A 14,897-nucleotide genomic window follows, 5' to 3' on the forward strand; every position below is an offset into this window, starting at 1 on the left:
ATGTTCCGGGCCGACGCACAGGAGGAGGCTTCCATGAGTTCGAACCTGCCGATCATCCGACGGGCGCTGCTTGGAGGCTTTGCCGCGTCTGCCTTGATCATGACCTCGCGAGCCTCTCTGGCGGCCGAAACCCTGCCGAGGATGGTGGTGACCAAGGACCCGAACTGCGGCTGCTGCACCGGATGGGTCAGGCATGTCCGAGCGGCGGGTTTCGAGGTCGAGGTGGTCGAATCCTCAGAGATCAACCGTCTGAAAACCCGTCTCGGCGTGCCGGAGGCCCTGGCCTCCTGCCATACGGCAGAGATCGGCGGCTATGTGATCGAGGGCCATGTCCCCCCGGCCGTGATCAGACGTCTGCTGGCCGAGAAGCCCGACGGCAAGGGTTTGGCCGTTCCCGGGATGCCCGTCGGATCACCCGGCATGGAAGTCGAGGGGATGGAGCCCGACACCTACGATGTGGTCCTGTTCGGTCCCTCCGGGCAGCGGACCTACGCACGGTACACCGGCGACCGCGAAGCGTGAGGCAGCGGGAACACTCCGGATTTCGGGTCGTTGGCCCGGCATGAGTTGGCTAGTTCAACCCCGCCTCGTGAACGATCCCTTCAGCGATCCGGGCCTTTATCTCGATTTCCGCTATGGCCGCCGCGCCATCCTCTTCGATCTGGGCGATGTCAGCCCGCTCTCCTCCCGCGAGTTGCTACGAGTGAGCCACGTCTTCGTGTCGCATACCCATGTGGATCACATCGCGGGATTCGACCGTCTGTTCCGCCTCTGCCTTCACCGCCCCTCCCCGCTGACCCTCATCGGCCCGCCAGGCTTTGCGGAGCAGGTCGAACATCGGATCCGAAGCTTCACATGGAACCTCCTCGACGAGAAATCGGTCGATTTCTGCCTCCGCGTCATGGATTACGACGGCTCACGCCTGACACGGGCCGCCGAGTTCCATGCCCGCGAAGCCTTCGCTCGCCGTGAGGTGGAGCCGCCTGTCTTTCCGGACGGCATCGCCTGGATGGAGGATGAGTTCAGAATTGAATCCGTTGCCCTCGACCACGGCATTCCATGCTTGGCCTTTGCCTTGCGGGAGGTGATGCAGGTGAATGTCTGGCGGGGGGTACTGGCTGAGATGGACCTTGCTCCCGGCGCATGGCTGAACGAAGCGAAACGGGCGGTCCGCCTGGGGTTGCCGGACGACCATGCGATCGATCCACCTGAAGGCGGGTCCATCCGCCTCGGAGACCTCAAGCACCGGGCTCTGCGCGTCGCTCCCGGACAGGTGGTGGCCTATGTGACCGACGCCGCTCCCCATGCGGACAACCGGACCAGGATCCTCCGCTTGGCGGACAAAGCCGACCGGCTCTTCATCGAAGCAGTGTTCCTGGAGTGCGACCGCTCCCTGGCCGTGGCGTCCCGCCACCTGACCGCCCGGGAGGCCGGGCTTCTCGCCCGCGAGGCAGGCGTCCGGCATGTCACTCCCTTCCACCATTCGGCGCGCTACCTGTCCGAACCTGAGGCATTGCGCGACGAATTGTTCGAGAGCTTCGGCGCGGCTGACAGCAGGGCTGTTCCGGCCTGAACTTAACCGGCGGCGAAGATCGCCTCATGGATCTGTCGCGGATCCGGCCTGCGGCTGGAGCTGAACCGGACGACGCGGTAGCCGCAGGATTTCAGGACCCTGTCGCGCTGCGCGTCCTTCCGGGCATCGTGCGAGCGGTCGTCGAGTTCGACGATCGCAAGCACTTCCAGATCCTGCACCACCACCCAGTCAACGCGGGTGTTCGAAATCCTCTTGAACGCCATCCAGAAGGCACGGCTGCCTTCCTTGGCATCGGGGCGAACCAGCGCCAGGATGGGAACCTGCGGCCAGATCTGGCAGTCCGGGCAGGCAGCCAGGAGGCGCCCGTAAAACTCCCGCTCATTCTCGGTCATGATCGCAGAGCGGCGATAGCGCGGCTTCCGGGCCAGGAAAAGAACGAGGACCAGCACGATGCCGAGCACAGCAACGCCGGCCAGCCATGACCACGAGATATCTTCAATCCTCATAACGCTCCGCCCCTGCCTTGCGCTCGCTCGAACGTGAACGGCCAGGCTTCGTTCTGCCGGTAAAGCATAGCAGCTAACATGAAACCCGCATGCATGGTCCCGCGTCTTCTTATTGTCCAGTTACAGAACATCGGGGAGAGCACAATGGACCTCAGCCGCCGAACCTTCCTGCTCGGAGCGTCAGCCGCTGCCGCGGGAGCCACTCTGCCGTCCAGCCGCGCCTTCGCTCAGTCACTGCGCGACATGGCGGCCTACCAGCGCATGTATGGACCCGTGGACGACGATCTCTACCCTGTTCCCGGAATCGAGCTGTCGCGGATCAATCCGGCCTATCTCCGGCGCGTGGTCCAATACAACACCACGGAAGCCCCTGGAACCATCGTGGTCGATCCCCAGAGCCGGTATCTCTATCTCGTCATGCGTGACGGCATGGCCGTGCGCTACGGAGTCGGAGTCGGTCGTTCGGGCTTCGGCTGGTCGGGCGCTGCCACCATCAAGGACAAGCAGGAATGGCCCGACTGGTACCCGCCGAAGGAGATGTTCGCGCGTGAACCTGAACTGATGGAGCAGATGGGCGAGCTGCCCGGAGGCTCCGGCATGCCCGGCGGTCCGGGGAACCCGCTTGGCGCCCGTGCCCTGTACCTCTGGCAGGGGAACAAGGATACGCTCTACCGGATCCATGGCACCTTCGAGCCGTGGACGATCGGCACCAACGTCTCGTCCGGCTGCATCCGCATGATCAACCAGGACGTGATCGACCTCTACAACCATACTCCGACCGGTACGAAGGTCGTCGTTCTCAACGCCCCGTCCGGGCGAGGGAAGCGCGATCAGACCGCCGCCCGCTCCTGACATTAAGCAAATAGGCACCCATTGTGCCTATTTTTGCCATGGTTAACGATCACACGTCGCTCGGGGACGCGGGAACTTACGAACCATGGCGGGAATCTTCGCCCGATCCAAGCGGTCGGCTGGCGGATGGAAGTCGGTCACTGTGCCGATATGCGGCCGCTCGTCGGACGGAGGGCATGCCTTTCGTTCGATTATTGGAGTTGCGGCCGCCGCCTCTGCCCTCCTGACATTTGCCTCGGCTCCTCTTCAGAACGCTGCGGCGCTTGGCGAAACCCGCACGCTCAGCTTCTTCCATACCCACACGAAGGAAAGCCTCACCGTTACCTTCCGCCGGAACGGCAGTTTCGACGAGGGCGCTCTGAGCCAGCTCAACTGGTTCCTGCGCGACTGGCGCGTCGAGAAGCCGGCGCAGATGGACCCGCGCCTGTTTGACATTCTCTGGGAAGTCTACCGGGAATCCGGCTCCTCCCAGCCTATCCAGATCATTTCCGCGTACCGTTCGCCGGAAACCAACGGCGCCCTTCGCCGCCGCTCCAGCGGCGTCGCGGAGCACAGCCAGCACATGCGCGGCAAGGCCATGGACATCCGTTTGCCGGATGTGGAGACCGGGCGTCTGCGGGCGATTGCCATGAAGAAGCAGTACGGCGGCGTTGGCTATTACCCCTCGTCCGCCTTTGTCCATGTGGATACGGGCAATGTGCGCGCCTGGCCGCGCATGACGCAGCAGCAGCTGGTGCAGCTGTTCCCGGACGGGAAGACCCTGCACTTGCCATCCAACGGCAAGCCGCTCGCCGGCTATGAGGTGGCGAAGGCCGAGATCCCGGCCCGGAATGCCGCCCTGGCGACGCAAGCCTCGGCTGGAGGCGGACCCTCCATCGGCAATCTCTTCGCCAATCTGTTCGGGCGCGGGAACACCCAGCCGGCGCCGCAGCAGGTTGCCGCAGGGGAGAGCGTGACGGTGGTGGCCTCCGCGGATCCTGAGAACATCCAGGCTCCCGTTGCGGCGGCGCCTCTTCCGCCGGAGCGCCCGAAGGAGATCAGGCTCGCCGTTGCCGCCCTGCCCGACCTGTCGTCGGATATGGCCTCAGCGGCGCTCCCGGCGCCGGCCCCCGTCGCAGGGCCCGAACCGATCCTGGGTTTCGATGAGAAGGCGGCCGCGAAGGCCCTGTTCGATCCGCGCACGGCCTTCCTGGATCTGGGCTTCGCCTCCCGCAGCCAGCATGAGTTGAGCGTGACGCAGTTCACCGGGCCGGCGGTCAAGCCGCTGCCCGTCGTCGGACAGACGGAAGCCGCCGAGCTCTAGGAGCCGAACTCCTCCAGCCCGTCAGATGCCGAAGAGGATGAGAGCCCCGACCATCAGAGCCAGAACGAGAAGCCCCCCTATGGCCACCGCCCAATGGGCCGCGCGCTTCTCCTGCTGGACGAAGGCGGGCTCCGCCTGGACGGCAGTTGCCATTTCAAGGGGAGCCGTCCGCTTCTTCATCCGGGTCGCAGCGGCGCGATCCGGGAACGGGATGATCTCGGCGCCCTTCTGGGGAGCCGTGGCGGGTTTCGGATGAGGAGCCATCAGGCTGTCATCCAGCTCAACCGGGATACCGGCTTCTTCGAGGTGAACCACGATCAGCGCGATGTCTTCCGCGCTCATGGAATGGATCGGCAGGTTGGCCTCGAGGTCCAGAGTCGTCAGTTGCCCCTGCTGGCGTCCCAGGGCGATCAAGCGGTCCAGGGTATTGCTGTCGAGCGCCTGCTGCATGAGGCACCACCCCATTGTGGTTGTTGGGCGGAGAAGCAGCCGGGCCGCTTCGAAGGTTCCCCGAGCTAACGCGGCAGTTGCCACAGACGTTGCAATGGAAAAACGTCTCCCGTGCGATTTCGAAGAAGCTTTGCCCGAAAGCCGCAAAGGGCCAGGAAGGCTAGTTCTTCGTGGCCGTGGAGGCCTCTTCGAGGGCCTCCTTCTCACGCCTGACCTGTTCGGACAGCTGCTCGGCAATGGCCACAAGCTTTCCGGCCATGAAATGCTTGCCATTCAGCTCGACCTGGCCGGCCAGGCCCACGGTCAGGAGGGTCTCGAAGACCGTATCGGCAGGGAGTCCCTTGCGGATCAAGTCGATGGCGACCTTCTGCCATTGATCGGACAGCTGCTCGCGGATCTCGGAAATATCATTGCTCATGCCGGGACCATACAGGATCATGCCCCGGTTGTCGCGTACTGCACCTCTGACGATGTGGAACTGTCACTCAGCTTACATGGAACGGTTCTAATGCGTGACCGTCACCTAACGACGGAGAAGCCGAGATGGACGAGCACACGGGCCGCCTACGCTCCAGCGAACTGGAGGATTCGGGCGATGTGGGGGTGAACCCGACGCACAACCCCACCATGGGCGAGATCATTGCGAGCCGGTTCAATCGGCGCGATCTTCTGCGGGGCTCCCTCGCCGTAGCAGCCATATCCGCGACTGTCGGTCACCGGGCCCTGGCGGCCAACGAGCAGCCGGCCAAGAGGGCCTCGAACCCGATCTCGTTCGACTTCAAGGAAATCGAGGCGGGTGTCGACCACACGCATCACGTGGCCGAGGGCTATGACGCCCAGGTGCTCCTGCGCTGGGGCGACCCGCTGTTCCCGGATGCTCCCGAGTTCGATCCCATGAAGCAGACGGCTGAAGCCCAGGCGCGCCAGTTCGGCTACAACACCGACTTCATCGGCTTCATTCCGCTCAATGGGTCGAGCGATCACGGCCTGCTGGTCGCGAACCATGAATATACGAATGAGGAGCTGATGTTCCCGGGCGTTGGCGTCCAGGACTCCAAGGACGCCAATTTCTCCAAGATGACCCAGGAACTCGTGGCGATCGAGATCGCGGCCCATGGCGGGGCAGTCGTGGAGATCCGTCGCGTCGACGGCCAGTGGCAGGTGGTGAAGGATTCCAAGTACAACCGCCGCATCACCGCGGATACGCCCATGGAGATCACCGGCCCGGCAGCCGGCCACGACCGGATGAAGACGTCCGCCGATTCCAGCGGCCGCAGCGTGCGAGGCATGATCAACAACTGCGCCGGCGGCGTGACGCCCTGGGGCACGTGGCTGACCTGCGAGGAGAACTTCAACGGCTACTTCTGGGGCAAGCTCGCCGAGGACCATCCCGAGGCCAGGAACTACAAGCGCTACGGCATCGGCACGCCGGCCTATGCCTGGGGCAAGTTCCACGACCGCTTCGACCTCGCCAAGGAGCCCAACGAGGCGAACCGCTTCGGCTGGGTGGTCGAGATCGATCCCTTCGACCCGAACTTCACTCCTAAGAAGCGAACGGCGCTGGGCCGCACCAAGCACGAGGGAGCCGCAGGCATCACCAACAGCGACGGCCGCTATGTGGTCTATCTCGGCGACGACGAGCGTTTCGACTACGTCTACAAATTCGTCACCGCCGGAAAGGTCGATCCGCAGAACCGCGCCGCCAATTTCGGACTGCTCGACGAGGGCATTCTCTACGTGGCGAAGTACAACCCCGACGGCACCGGCACCTGGCTGCCGATGGTGCACGGCCAGGGCCCGCTCACCGAAGCCAATGGCTTCAGGACCCAGGCCGACGTGCTGATCGAGACCCGCCGGGCGGCGGACCTTCTCGGCGCCACCAAGATGGACCGCCCCGAGGACATCGAGGCGAATCCGCAGACCAACCGCGTGTACGTCATGCTGACGAACAACACGCGGCGCAAGGAAGATCAGGTGGATGCTGCCAACCCGCGGGCCAACAATGCGTTCGGCCACATCGTCGAGATGATGCCGGACGGTGGCAACCATGCCGCGACGGCCTTCACCTGGGAGGTTCTGGTGAAGTGCGGCGATCCCTCGGTCGCCTCGGTCGGCGCAACCTTCTCGTCGGAGACCACCAGGAACGGCTGGTTCGGCATGCCGGACAACTGCGCCATCGACAGCCAGGGCCGCCTCTGGATCTCCACCGACGGCAACAACGCCAAGGCGACGGGCCGGGCAGACGGCCTCTGGGCACTCGAAACGGAGGGCGAAAGGCGTGGCACGTCCAAGCACTTCTTCCGGGTGCCGGTCGGGGGAGAACTGTGCGGGCCGTTCTTCACGCCTAACGACGAGTCGCTGTTCCTGGCCGTGCAGCATCCTGGAGAAGCAGAAGAAGGGACCACGTCCACCTTCGAGAATCCGATCACCCGCTGGCCGGATTTCAAGGATGGCATGCCCACCCGTCCCTCCGTGCTGGTCATCACCAAGCAGGGCGGCGGCAAGATCGCCTGATCGCGCTCGGCATCCTCGATGCATCGGCAAGGGAGCCCCAGCGGCTCCTTTGCTCGTTCAGGCAGATGAATGCCGGATGGAAGCTGAAGGGGTGTTGCCGGGTGTTCGAAGAGTGCTGCCCACGCGGCAGCCCGAGGGAGAGTGGCGCGGGCGACGGGGCTCGAACCCGCGACCTCCGGCGTGACAGGCCGGCACTCTAACCGACTGAGCTACGCCCGCGCATCTCTCTCGCATCACGTGCCCGAGACGGGCGTTTCTCGCGATGGAGGCGCGCTCGTACCGGTGATTGAGTACGCTGTCAAATAGTGTTTGGTTTATCCCCAGGAGGCGCGCCGCCCTCAGAACCTGTTCCTCCGCGTTGACCGTCAGTCCCTGGTGCTGATCGAGAAGACCTCGTAGCCGGCCCCATTGAGCACACGGACGGATTCGATCTCGGGGTCACGGGATTGAGGCCGCCGCGCGAGGGAGAAAACCTTCAACGCCCGCTCCTTTGCCTTTTCGACGGAGTCGGTGCGAACCAGGATCCGGCGGATGATTCCGCCGCCCGCCTCTTCGGAGGCCACGGATTCGATGCGATACACTTCAACCACGTTCCCACAACTCCATTGTCAGCGTGCCTCCACCATCAAGGCCTGTTGCGCTGCAGCTTGTCGAACCGCTTGATCAGGCGGTCGCGTTTCAACCTCGAGAGGCGGTCGATCCAGAAGATGCCGTCGAGTTGATCGATCTCGTGCTGGAAGCAGACTGCCATCAGTCCTTCTGCCTCCTCTTCGTACTCCATGTCGTCCAGTCCTCTGAATCTCACCCGCACGCGGGCATGACGCTCAACCTCGTCGTTGACGCCAGGCATGGAGACGCTCCCCTCCATGTGCCGGATCATCTCCGGGGAGCACCAGACGATCTCCGGATTGACGGAAATGTGAGGCTCGGCATGGCCCTGCAGCTGGATCACGACGAGCCGCTGCGGCACGCCTACATGCGGAGCCGTGATGCCGATGCCGGGCGCGGCATGCATCGTGTCTGTCAGATCCTTTGCCAGTGCCCTGACCTCTTCGTCGACATCGACGATGGGTTCGGCCTTCTGGCGCAGGCGGGGATCGGGGAAGCGGATGATCGGACGGGTGGCCAAGCAGTATCTCTTGCAGTGCGACAGGTGAAGATCAATGCTGAGCTACTTGTAACGACCGCCGCGCTGAAGCACCTCGATCTTGTAGCCGTCCGGATCCTGCACGAAGAAGAACCGCGCTGGAGGCCTGCCGTCGATCTTCAGCTCCTTCATCGATGTCGGGCCGAGGCCAAGCGAATCGAACCGGGCATGCTCGGCCTCGAGATCGTCTACGGAGAATGCGAGATGCCCGTAGCCGTCGCCCAGAACATAAGGTTCCGTGCGGCCGTGGTTGATCGTCAATTCGAGTTCGAGCTCGCTTTCAGGATTGCTGAGGTAGATCAGCGTAAAGCCTTCGAACCCAAGGCGCTCCGCCACCGTGAGGCCAAAGGCCTTCTCGTAGAAAGCGAGGGAGCACCGCTCGTCGAGCACGCGGAGCATGGAGTGTATGGCCTTCCCCACGGGACACCTTTTCTCTTCCGGTCGCTCTGCCGGCCTCGGCAGAGACGATCCTGATCTGACTGGTAGGAGGTGAGATAGCAGCGGGTAGGCTGAAACGAAAGAACAGCGGGGCGATCCCGTCCACGTGCCAGCAAAAAGCCTTCCCCGGTTCGGACCGAGAAAGGCAAGTTCGGGAGGAAGAAACGCAGACTGCCGGGCTCAAACATCCACGAAGCGGGGTTGTTACGCCTGTGCGGCGTTCCACCACACCTGCCCCTGGGGACCAGCAAACCCAGTCAGAGCCTCAATCGTGGCGCAATCAAGGAAAATTGATGCCCGCCAAGGTTCGAAAATGGGGAACGGCAAGGAACAATGAACAAGATGAACGCTTGGCTTGGTACGGAGGCACCATTCCCCGCAACCCCTTGTCGCCTCCGCAGACTTGCAGCCCCGTTCAGCCTGGTTCGAACGGGGCTTTTTCTGTTCGGGGCCTGATTCTCCGGTTTACCGCTCGATCAGGTCCGCGATGGAGCGAATGCGGTTGCGGACGTAATCAGGAAGGCCGGCACTGATGGAGTCGCCGGAATTGAAAGAGCTTTTGCCCATCAGTACCTGCGCCGGAATGAGATTGCGCAGAACGGGAACATTCTCGAACTCCTTCTTGCGCTCCAGCACATCGGTCTCGACTGCCAATGCCATGAAGACCGTCGCGACACTTCTGTTCGGATCGGCAGGATGCTCCTGAAGCACCGCGAGCAGCTTTCCGAACTGCATCACCTGGTTCACGCTGTAAATAGCCTGCTCGAGCACCCCGGCCACGGGAGCTTCCAGAGCCGTCAGCTTGGTGAGACCGGCACGGTCGATCTCCTCCGGCGCCAGCACGCGGATCTCGGTCTGGAATTCCATGAACTCCGATATTTTCTTGCCGCCCTCCTCCAGCTTGTTGGCCAGCCGAATGCCGACCGGCAGCTTGCCCTCGAGCGGATAACGGGACTCGATGCAGAGGCTGCGTTCAGCCTCGCACCAGCGGCGGTTCGGGTGGCGGTTATGGGCGCTCTGCGGATCGATCTGCGGCGCCGCCTGCTCGGCCGAGATGCGGCGATGCTTGATCGACGGGTCGATCTTTTCCAGCGTTTCGAGGCGCGCGAAACGGGCGAGATCGACGGAACCCGGCGCCTTGCCGATCAGGAACCGCGCCTCCACCACGTACATGTGGAGCTTCTCGGTGTAGGATTTCGGAATGCCATGGACCGAGACCTTGATGGTCGGCTCGGCATAGGTCGGAAAAAGGCTCAGGAACTGCTTCTGCACGGGCCGCTCGCGCCCCCAGTCCTCGAAGCGGATCAGGCCAGTTCCAGCATCGGTCAGCTTGTCGTTCCGATGATCGCTGAACACGATGGTTCTGGGCTTGAGCTTTGCCGGGACTACGGCCGTGACGGACGGCACCTCCTCGATCCGGAACTCCTCCGCGGCCGATCCTGCGACCGAGGCGAAAAGAGCCGCAGCGGCGATCAGCGAGCGCCTGACGAAAACCTGCAATGCCATCAGTAAACCTGTCCGTTGCGCCAGAGATAATCCGGATCGACGCGCCTGGGCCTGCGGGGCGCCTCGTCCTCCCACCACCAGCGGAAGCCACGGTCCGGCTCGACCTGGCGGCGTGAGGGAGGAGCGTTCTGGCGCAGGCTGTCGAGCCAGCCGGGGCCCTGGGCGTATGGGCCATCCTCATAATAATCCGGCCCTCCCCGCTCCTCCCCGTCGCTCCAGGGATCCGGGTTGCGGAAGGCATAGACTTCCGACTGCGGCACGAGCCGGAACTGCGTCTCGGCGAGCCGCCCGAACCAGTTCAGGCGGAAGTGCTCCATGAAACCTTTCCTTCCATCCGTCAGCCGGTCGCCGGTGTTCAGATCGATCGGCATCGCGATGAGCTGCTTGGCTGCCTGCGGCGAGGGTGGGCTGAGCGGAGCCTTCGGCGCATGGTGCTCCCAGGCCGCCTGGACGATGGACTGGAAGATGGGAGCTGCCACCTTGCCGCCCGTCTGTCCACGCCCGAGCGTGCGGCGCTTTCCGTCGGCGTTGTCGTGTCCGACCCACACGGCAACCGTGACGTCGTTGGTGAAGCCCACGAACCACGCATCGTTCTCGTTGTCGGAGGTGCCCGTCTTGCCGGCGGCGTATGGCGCAAGCGCCTTGAGGGAACGGGCCGTGCCGCGTTCGAGAACGCCCTGCAGCATGGATTTCAGCTGATAGAAGGCGGCGGCATCGGCAGAGCCCAGACGCGTCAGTTGGCGCGCTTTGCGGCTGTAGACCGCCCGTCCGCCCTCCTCCACCGCCTCGATGGCATGGGGCACCGGCATGGCGCCCTCGTTGGCAATCGCCGCAAAGAAGGCCGCCAGGTCGAGCATCCGCACGGGCTGCGCACCGAGCACGAACGGATAGTGCGGCGTGCATTCCAGATAGAGCTGCGCCTCGACAGCGAGTTCGCAGACTCGCCTGAGGCTCTCCTCGGGCCGGGTTTCGATGGCGCCATCGAGGAGGCGCGCCGTAACCAGATTCTTCGAGCTCTCCAGCGCCCTGCGGAGGGTCATGATTCCTGAGCGCCCGCCGTCGAAGTTCTTCGGGCTCCAGTGATCTCCGGATCGGGCACCGGCGGCACCCACAGGGGGCAGCGTCAAGGGCGCATCCCAGATCAGCGTGTTGGGCTGAAGCCCCTTCGACAGGGCTGCGAGATAGGTGAGAGGCTTGAAGGCGGAGCCCGGCTGGCGGTGAGCCTGCGTCGCCCGATTTAGCTGGCTCAAGGGATACGAGAAGCCGCCCGTCATGGCGAGGATGCGGCCGGTCCTGTTCTCGAGAACGACCGCACTGCCCTGCACGGACGGCGGCGTCCTCAGATCAGCGCGAGCCGCACCCTTGCTCTTCTGCTCGATCACGCGCACCCGCACGACATCATAGAGCTTGAGCTCCCGGCGAGCCGCCTCCCAGGCGTTTAGGTGCAGAACGCTTCCATCCGCGAGCCCCACCTTCAGGACGCTTGCGCCCGTTTTCCGATCCCGCCCTTTTTCGATCACCACGGCTGCGGGCCAGCGTAGGTCGTAGAGCGGCAGTCGCACCGCCTCCAGGGCGCGTCTCCACGCCGGAGCCGCGGCTGCCGGATCCTTCCTGCCTTCTAGCGTCTTCACGGCCTCGGCGATGTTGGCCTCGGGTCCCTGGTAGCGCTGCCGCCCGATGCTCAGCTCATAGCGGGCCAATCCCTCCTGCAAGGCAGCTTCCGTCTCCTGCTGCAGGCCCGCATTGATGGTCGTGCGGACCGTATAGCCGCCGGCGGTGAGGCTCTCGATGCCGGCCAGCGAGCGTGCGTCGCGGCTGACGTGATCGACGAAGTGGAAGCCCATCGTCCGCCTGGTGCGCTCATGGAGCGTCCGGTCTGGCAGGGAGGCGACTGCCTGCTGCACCTGCTCGGGCTTCAGGAAGCCGTCCTCCTGCATGCGGCTCAGCACATAGGCCATCCGCTCCTGAGCACGCTCCGGCCGCGTGTCCGGATTGTAGTAGTTCGGCCCCTTGGCCAATCCGGCGAGAAGAGCTCCCTCGGACACGGAGAGCGCCTTGGCGCTCTTCCCGAAATAGCTCCGGGCCGCCATCTCGATGCCCCAGGAGGAGCGCCCGAGATAGATCGAGTTGAGGTAGGTCTCGAGGATCTCAGCCTTGCTGAGCACCCGCTCGATGCGCGACGCCACGATCATCTCCCGCATCTTGCGGTCGTAGGTGACGTCGTCCCCTACAAGCAGGTTCTTCGCGACCTGCTGCGTGATGGTGGAGCCGCCCGCAGGTCGTCCAGGGTTGGCCATGTTGCCCATGAAGGCGCGGATCACTCCACGCTCGTCGATGCCCCGGTGCTGGTGAAAACGTTTGTCCTCCGCCGAAACGAAGGCCTGCTGCACGCTTTGCGGGATGTCGGACAGCGGCACCCAGATGCGCCGGTGGTCGGGCTCGAAGACTTCGGCGAAGCGTTTGCCGTTCGCGTCCAGGACCACGCTGACGCCCGGAAGCTTGAGACCCTTCAGCCTGCCGGCATCGGGCAGCCCGGCCACGGCGGCATTGTAATAGGAGATCACCTCGCCCAGATCGACCGGCGGGGGCGCGACCGTCTCCCCCTTGCAGAACTGGCGGTAGCTCGCGTGGAGGTCGTTGAAGCTCAATCCCTGCAGGACCTTCAGGTCCCCCGTGACCGCCTGCGGATCATCCATGGCAGTCGCGATGAGATCGTCGAGGTTGATATCCTCGATATCGAACGCTCGGCGCATATGGGTGCAGCCATTCCTGAGGATCTGCGACACCTCGCCCTGATCCCGCACAGGATCGAAGCTCGTCTTGACCGCTTCCGGATCGACAAGAACCTGGCTCAAGGTCAGGGCTGTTGCGAAAACCTTGACGAGGATTGCGCTCATTCCGCCGCCATCATCGGATCAGTCACCCCATGAGAAGATCATCGGCCCGAACCAGATGGTCACGCTCCGGCTGCCGGGAACGAACCCTGCCCGATGCCGGATGAATGGAAGCCGTACACCCGGGCTGATCTGGGACAGGTCATTACGAGAAAGATGGGGCGGCCGAGCTTACATCCCAGATGCAGGCCTCGCGGTCACGGCAATGTGTCTCACCCGCGCCCGACGAAGGGCATCTTCGTCGCCATGACCGTCATGGTGAGAACATTGGCGTCCAGCGGCAGGCCGGCCATGTAGACCACCGCATCGGCCACGTGCTTCGGGTCTATCCTGGGCTCCGGCGCAACCGTGCCGTTCGGCTGCAACACGCCCTCGGTCATTCTCGCCGTCATATCGGTGGCCGCATTGCCGATGTCGATCTGCCCACAAGCGATGTCATAGGGGCGTCCATCGAGGGAGGTCGACTTCGTCAGCCCGAGGACCGCATGCTTGGTGGCCGTATAGGGTGCCGAGAGCGGGCGCGGGGCATAGGCCGAAACGGAGCCGTTATTGATGATCCTACCGCCCCGCGGGCTCTGGTCCTTCATGATCCGAAAGGCCTCCTGCGTGCAGAGGAACGCTCCGGTGAGGTTTGTATCCACCACATTCTGCCACTGCTCGAACGGGATCTCCTCAAGCGGGACGGCGGGAGAACCTATGCCGGCATTGTTGACCAGGAGGTCGAGCCTTCCGAAGGCCTGCTTCGTGGCGGCAAAGAGAGCCGCCACGGAGGCGGGGTCCGTCACGTCGGTCGGCACGATCAGGACGGAGCTGTCATCACCCCCGATCCTGCGATATGCATCTTCAAGAGCCTCCCGGCGGCGTCCTGCCATCACGACGGTGTAGCCGGCTTTCACCAGCCCTCCACAGATGGCTCTGCCCACCCCGGTACCGGCTCCTGTCACGATCGCAATCCTGGAATGTTCCGCCATTATGCCCTCCCTGGTCCATGGCCATGCCTGACATCAGATGCATCCTGAGACGGGAACGGCAAGGACACACCCCAGGGCTTCACACCTTTCTGCATAATGTGGAAGGGAACCGACCCGCATGTCTTGAGGGAACCAGCCAAGCTTTCCCGCGTTCGCATGGTGCTACTCGGAAAGGAATCCGTCATGCGCAATCATGTCCTAAATTCGGCTGCTCTGTTGACCCTTCTGGCGCTTCCCCTCGCTGCCTGCCAGAGCGGCACGACCGCAGGCGCCGCAGGCGGCGCCGTCACAGGTGCCATCGTAGGCGGTCCGGTTGGCGCCGTGGTCGGCGGCGTCGCCGGAGCGGCGGCTGGCAGCGTTCTCAGCGCCGACGAATCGACCCGCGTCCGCAGCTACGTGGTCGCCGAGCGTCGCCCTTCGATCCGCGTTTCGGAAGAAGTGGTGGTCGGCCAACCCCTGCCGCCGCGCGTCAGGCTCTATTCCGTCCCGCCGACCGTCGGCCTGCGCACCAACTACAGCTACACGGTCGTGAACGATCAGACCGTACTGGTCGACCCGCAGACCCGGACAGTGGTTCAGGTCATCGAGTAATCGAACTTCACCCCAGAAAACCAGAAAGGCGGCTCGCGAGAGCCGCCCTTTTCTTTTGGATCCGATTCTTCCCTGGATCAGTCGTCCATATCCAGGTGAGTCATCAAGATCTCCCGTTTTCCGGCGTGGTTTGCGGGTCCGACGATGCCCTCCTGCTCCATGCGCTCCATGAGCGAGGCGGCCCGGTTGTA

16 protein-coding genes and 1 tRNA gene are annotated in these 14,897 nt (G+C 63.9%); 6 read left to right on the forward strand and 11 right to left on the reverse strand.

Annotated elements, in window-relative coordinates; translation table 11 throughout:
* The first annotated feature begins 33 nt into the window (after nt 1-33).
* Both AC0QTX_RS20590 and AC0QTX_RS20595 read left to right on the forward strand, forming a co-directional pair.
* Complete coding sequence (locus tag AC0QTX_RS20590) at nt 34-522, forward strand: DUF411 domain-containing protein (protein ID WP_474605687.1); 489 nt, start codon at nt 34-36, stop codon at nt 520-522.
* 40 nt (nt 523-562) lie between these two features.
* Nucleotides 563-1,573 (forward strand): ribonuclease Z, encoded by a 1,011-nt coding sequence (locus tag AC0QTX_RS20595; RefSeq protein ID WP_474605688.1) that lies wholly within the window; start codon nt 563-565, stop codon nt 1,571-1,573.
* Nucleotides 1,574-1,575: 2 nt separating this feature from the next.
* Here the strand turns inward: AC0QTX_RS20595 and AC0QTX_RS20600 are convergent, their stop codons facing one another.
* The gene (locus AC0QTX_RS20600) at nt 1,576-2,040 is read right to left on the reverse strand and encodes a DUF2726 domain-containing protein (protein WP_474605689.1); all 465 of its coding nucleotides are present in this window, start codon (nt 2,038-2,040) and stop codon (nt 1,576-1,578) included.
* 144 nt (nt 2,041-2,184) lie between these two features.
* On the opposite strand from AC0QTX_RS20600, the gene AC0QTX_RS20605 reads away from it, so the two are divergent.
* Nucleotides 2,185-2,892: a L,D-transpeptidase gene (locus tag AC0QTX_RS20605; RefSeq protein ID WP_474605690.1), complete on the forward strand. Its 708-nt coding sequence runs from the start codon at nt 2,185-2,187 to the stop codon at nt 2,890-2,892.
* Between the two features lie 85 nt (nt 2,893-2,977).
* Nucleotides 2,978-4,195, forward strand: a complete 1,218-nt coding sequence (locus AC0QTX_RS20610; protein ID WP_474605691.1) for a peptidoglycan L,D-endopeptidase MepK — start codon at nt 2,978-2,980, stop codon at nt 4,193-4,195.
* A gap of 21 nt (nt 4,196-4,216) precedes the next feature.
* Here AC0QTX_RS20610 and AC0QTX_RS20615 read toward each other — a convergent pair whose 3' ends face one another.
* Nucleotides 4,217-4,645 carry an RNA polymerase sigma factor region1.1 domain-containing protein gene (locus tag AC0QTX_RS20615; RefSeq protein ID WP_474605692.1) on the reverse strand — a complete coding sequence of 143 codons (429 nt, stop codon included), beginning with the start codon at nt 4,643-4,645 and terminating at the stop codon, nt 4,217-4,219.
* A gap of 160 nt (nt 4,646-4,805) precedes the next feature.
* Entirely contained in the window at nt 4,806-5,063 is a 258-nt protein-coding gene (locus AC0QTX_RS20620; RefSeq protein ID WP_474605693.1) for a hypothetical protein, read from the reverse strand.
* A 125-nt stretch (nt 5,064-5,188) separates the two neighbouring features.
* Between AC0QTX_RS20620 and AC0QTX_RS20625 the strand changes: the two genes are divergently transcribed.
* Complete coding sequence (locus AC0QTX_RS20625; protein ID WP_474605694.1) at nt 5,189-7,159, forward strand: PhoX family protein; 1,971 nt, start codon at nt 5,189-5,191, stop codon at nt 7,157-7,159.
* A gap of 142 nt (nt 7,160-7,301) precedes the next feature.
* Here the strand turns inward: AC0QTX_RS20625 and AC0QTX_RS20630 are convergent.
* The 7 genes from AC0QTX_RS20630 to AC0QTX_RS20660 form a co-directional block, all read right to left on the reverse strand.
* Nucleotides 7,302-7,378 (reverse strand) — tRNA-Asp (locus AC0QTX_RS20630).
* 146 nt (nt 7,379-7,524) lie between these two features.
* Nucleotides 7,525-7,749, reverse strand: a complete 225-nt coding sequence (locus AC0QTX_RS20635) for a hypothetical protein (protein ID WP_210277771.1) — start codon at nt 7,747-7,749, stop codon at nt 7,525-7,527.
* Nucleotides 7,750-7,784: 35 nt separating this feature from the next.
* Nucleotides 7,785-8,288 (reverse strand): peptide deformylase, encoded by a 504-nt coding sequence (locus AC0QTX_RS20640; protein WP_474605695.1) that lies wholly within the window; start codon nt 8,286-8,288, stop codon nt 7,785-7,787.
* A gap of 42 nt (nt 8,289-8,330) precedes the next feature.
* Nucleotides 8,331-8,726 carry a VOC family protein gene (locus tag AC0QTX_RS20645; RefSeq protein WP_474605696.1) on the reverse strand — a complete coding sequence of 132 codons (396 nt, stop codon included), beginning with the start codon at nt 8,724-8,726 and terminating at the stop codon, nt 8,331-8,333.
* Nucleotides 8,727-9,209: 483 nt separating this feature from the next.
* Nucleotides 9,210-10,250, reverse strand: a complete 1,041-nt coding sequence (locus AC0QTX_RS20650) for a hypothetical protein (RefSeq protein ID WP_474605697.1) — start codon at nt 10,248-10,250, stop codon at nt 9,210-9,212.
* Nucleotides 10,250-13,147 (reverse strand): penicillin-binding protein 1A, encoded by a 2,898-nt coding sequence (locus AC0QTX_RS20655; RefSeq protein WP_474605698.1) that lies wholly within the window; start codon nt 13,145-13,147, stop codon nt 10,250-10,252. The genes AC0QTX_RS20650 and AC0QTX_RS20655 overlap by 1 nt, the downstream gene beginning before the upstream one ends.
* Nucleotides 13,148-13,356: 209 nt before the next feature.
* Complete coding sequence (locus tag AC0QTX_RS20660) at nt 13,357-14,115, reverse strand: SDR family oxidoreductase (RefSeq protein WP_474605699.1); 759 nt, start codon at nt 14,113-14,115, stop codon at nt 13,357-13,359.
* Between the two features lie 183 nt (nt 14,116-14,298).
* Between AC0QTX_RS20660 and AC0QTX_RS20665 the strand changes: the two genes are divergently transcribed.
* Nucleotides 14,299-14,706 carry a DUF1236 domain-containing protein gene (locus tag AC0QTX_RS20665; protein ID WP_329797862.1) on the forward strand — a complete coding sequence of 136 codons (408 nt, stop codon included), beginning with the start codon at nt 14,299-14,301 and terminating at the stop codon, nt 14,704-14,706.
* A 77-nt stretch (nt 14,707-14,783) separates the two neighbouring features.
* Here the strand turns inward: AC0QTX_RS20665 and AC0QTX_RS20670 are convergent.
* Nucleotides 14,784-14,897: DNA translocase FtsK (locus tag AC0QTX_RS20670; protein WP_474605703.1), on the reverse strand; the 114-nt coding region annotated here is incomplete at its 5' end.

The sequence above is a fragment of the Microvirga sp. jy35 genome, assembly GCF_056148915.1.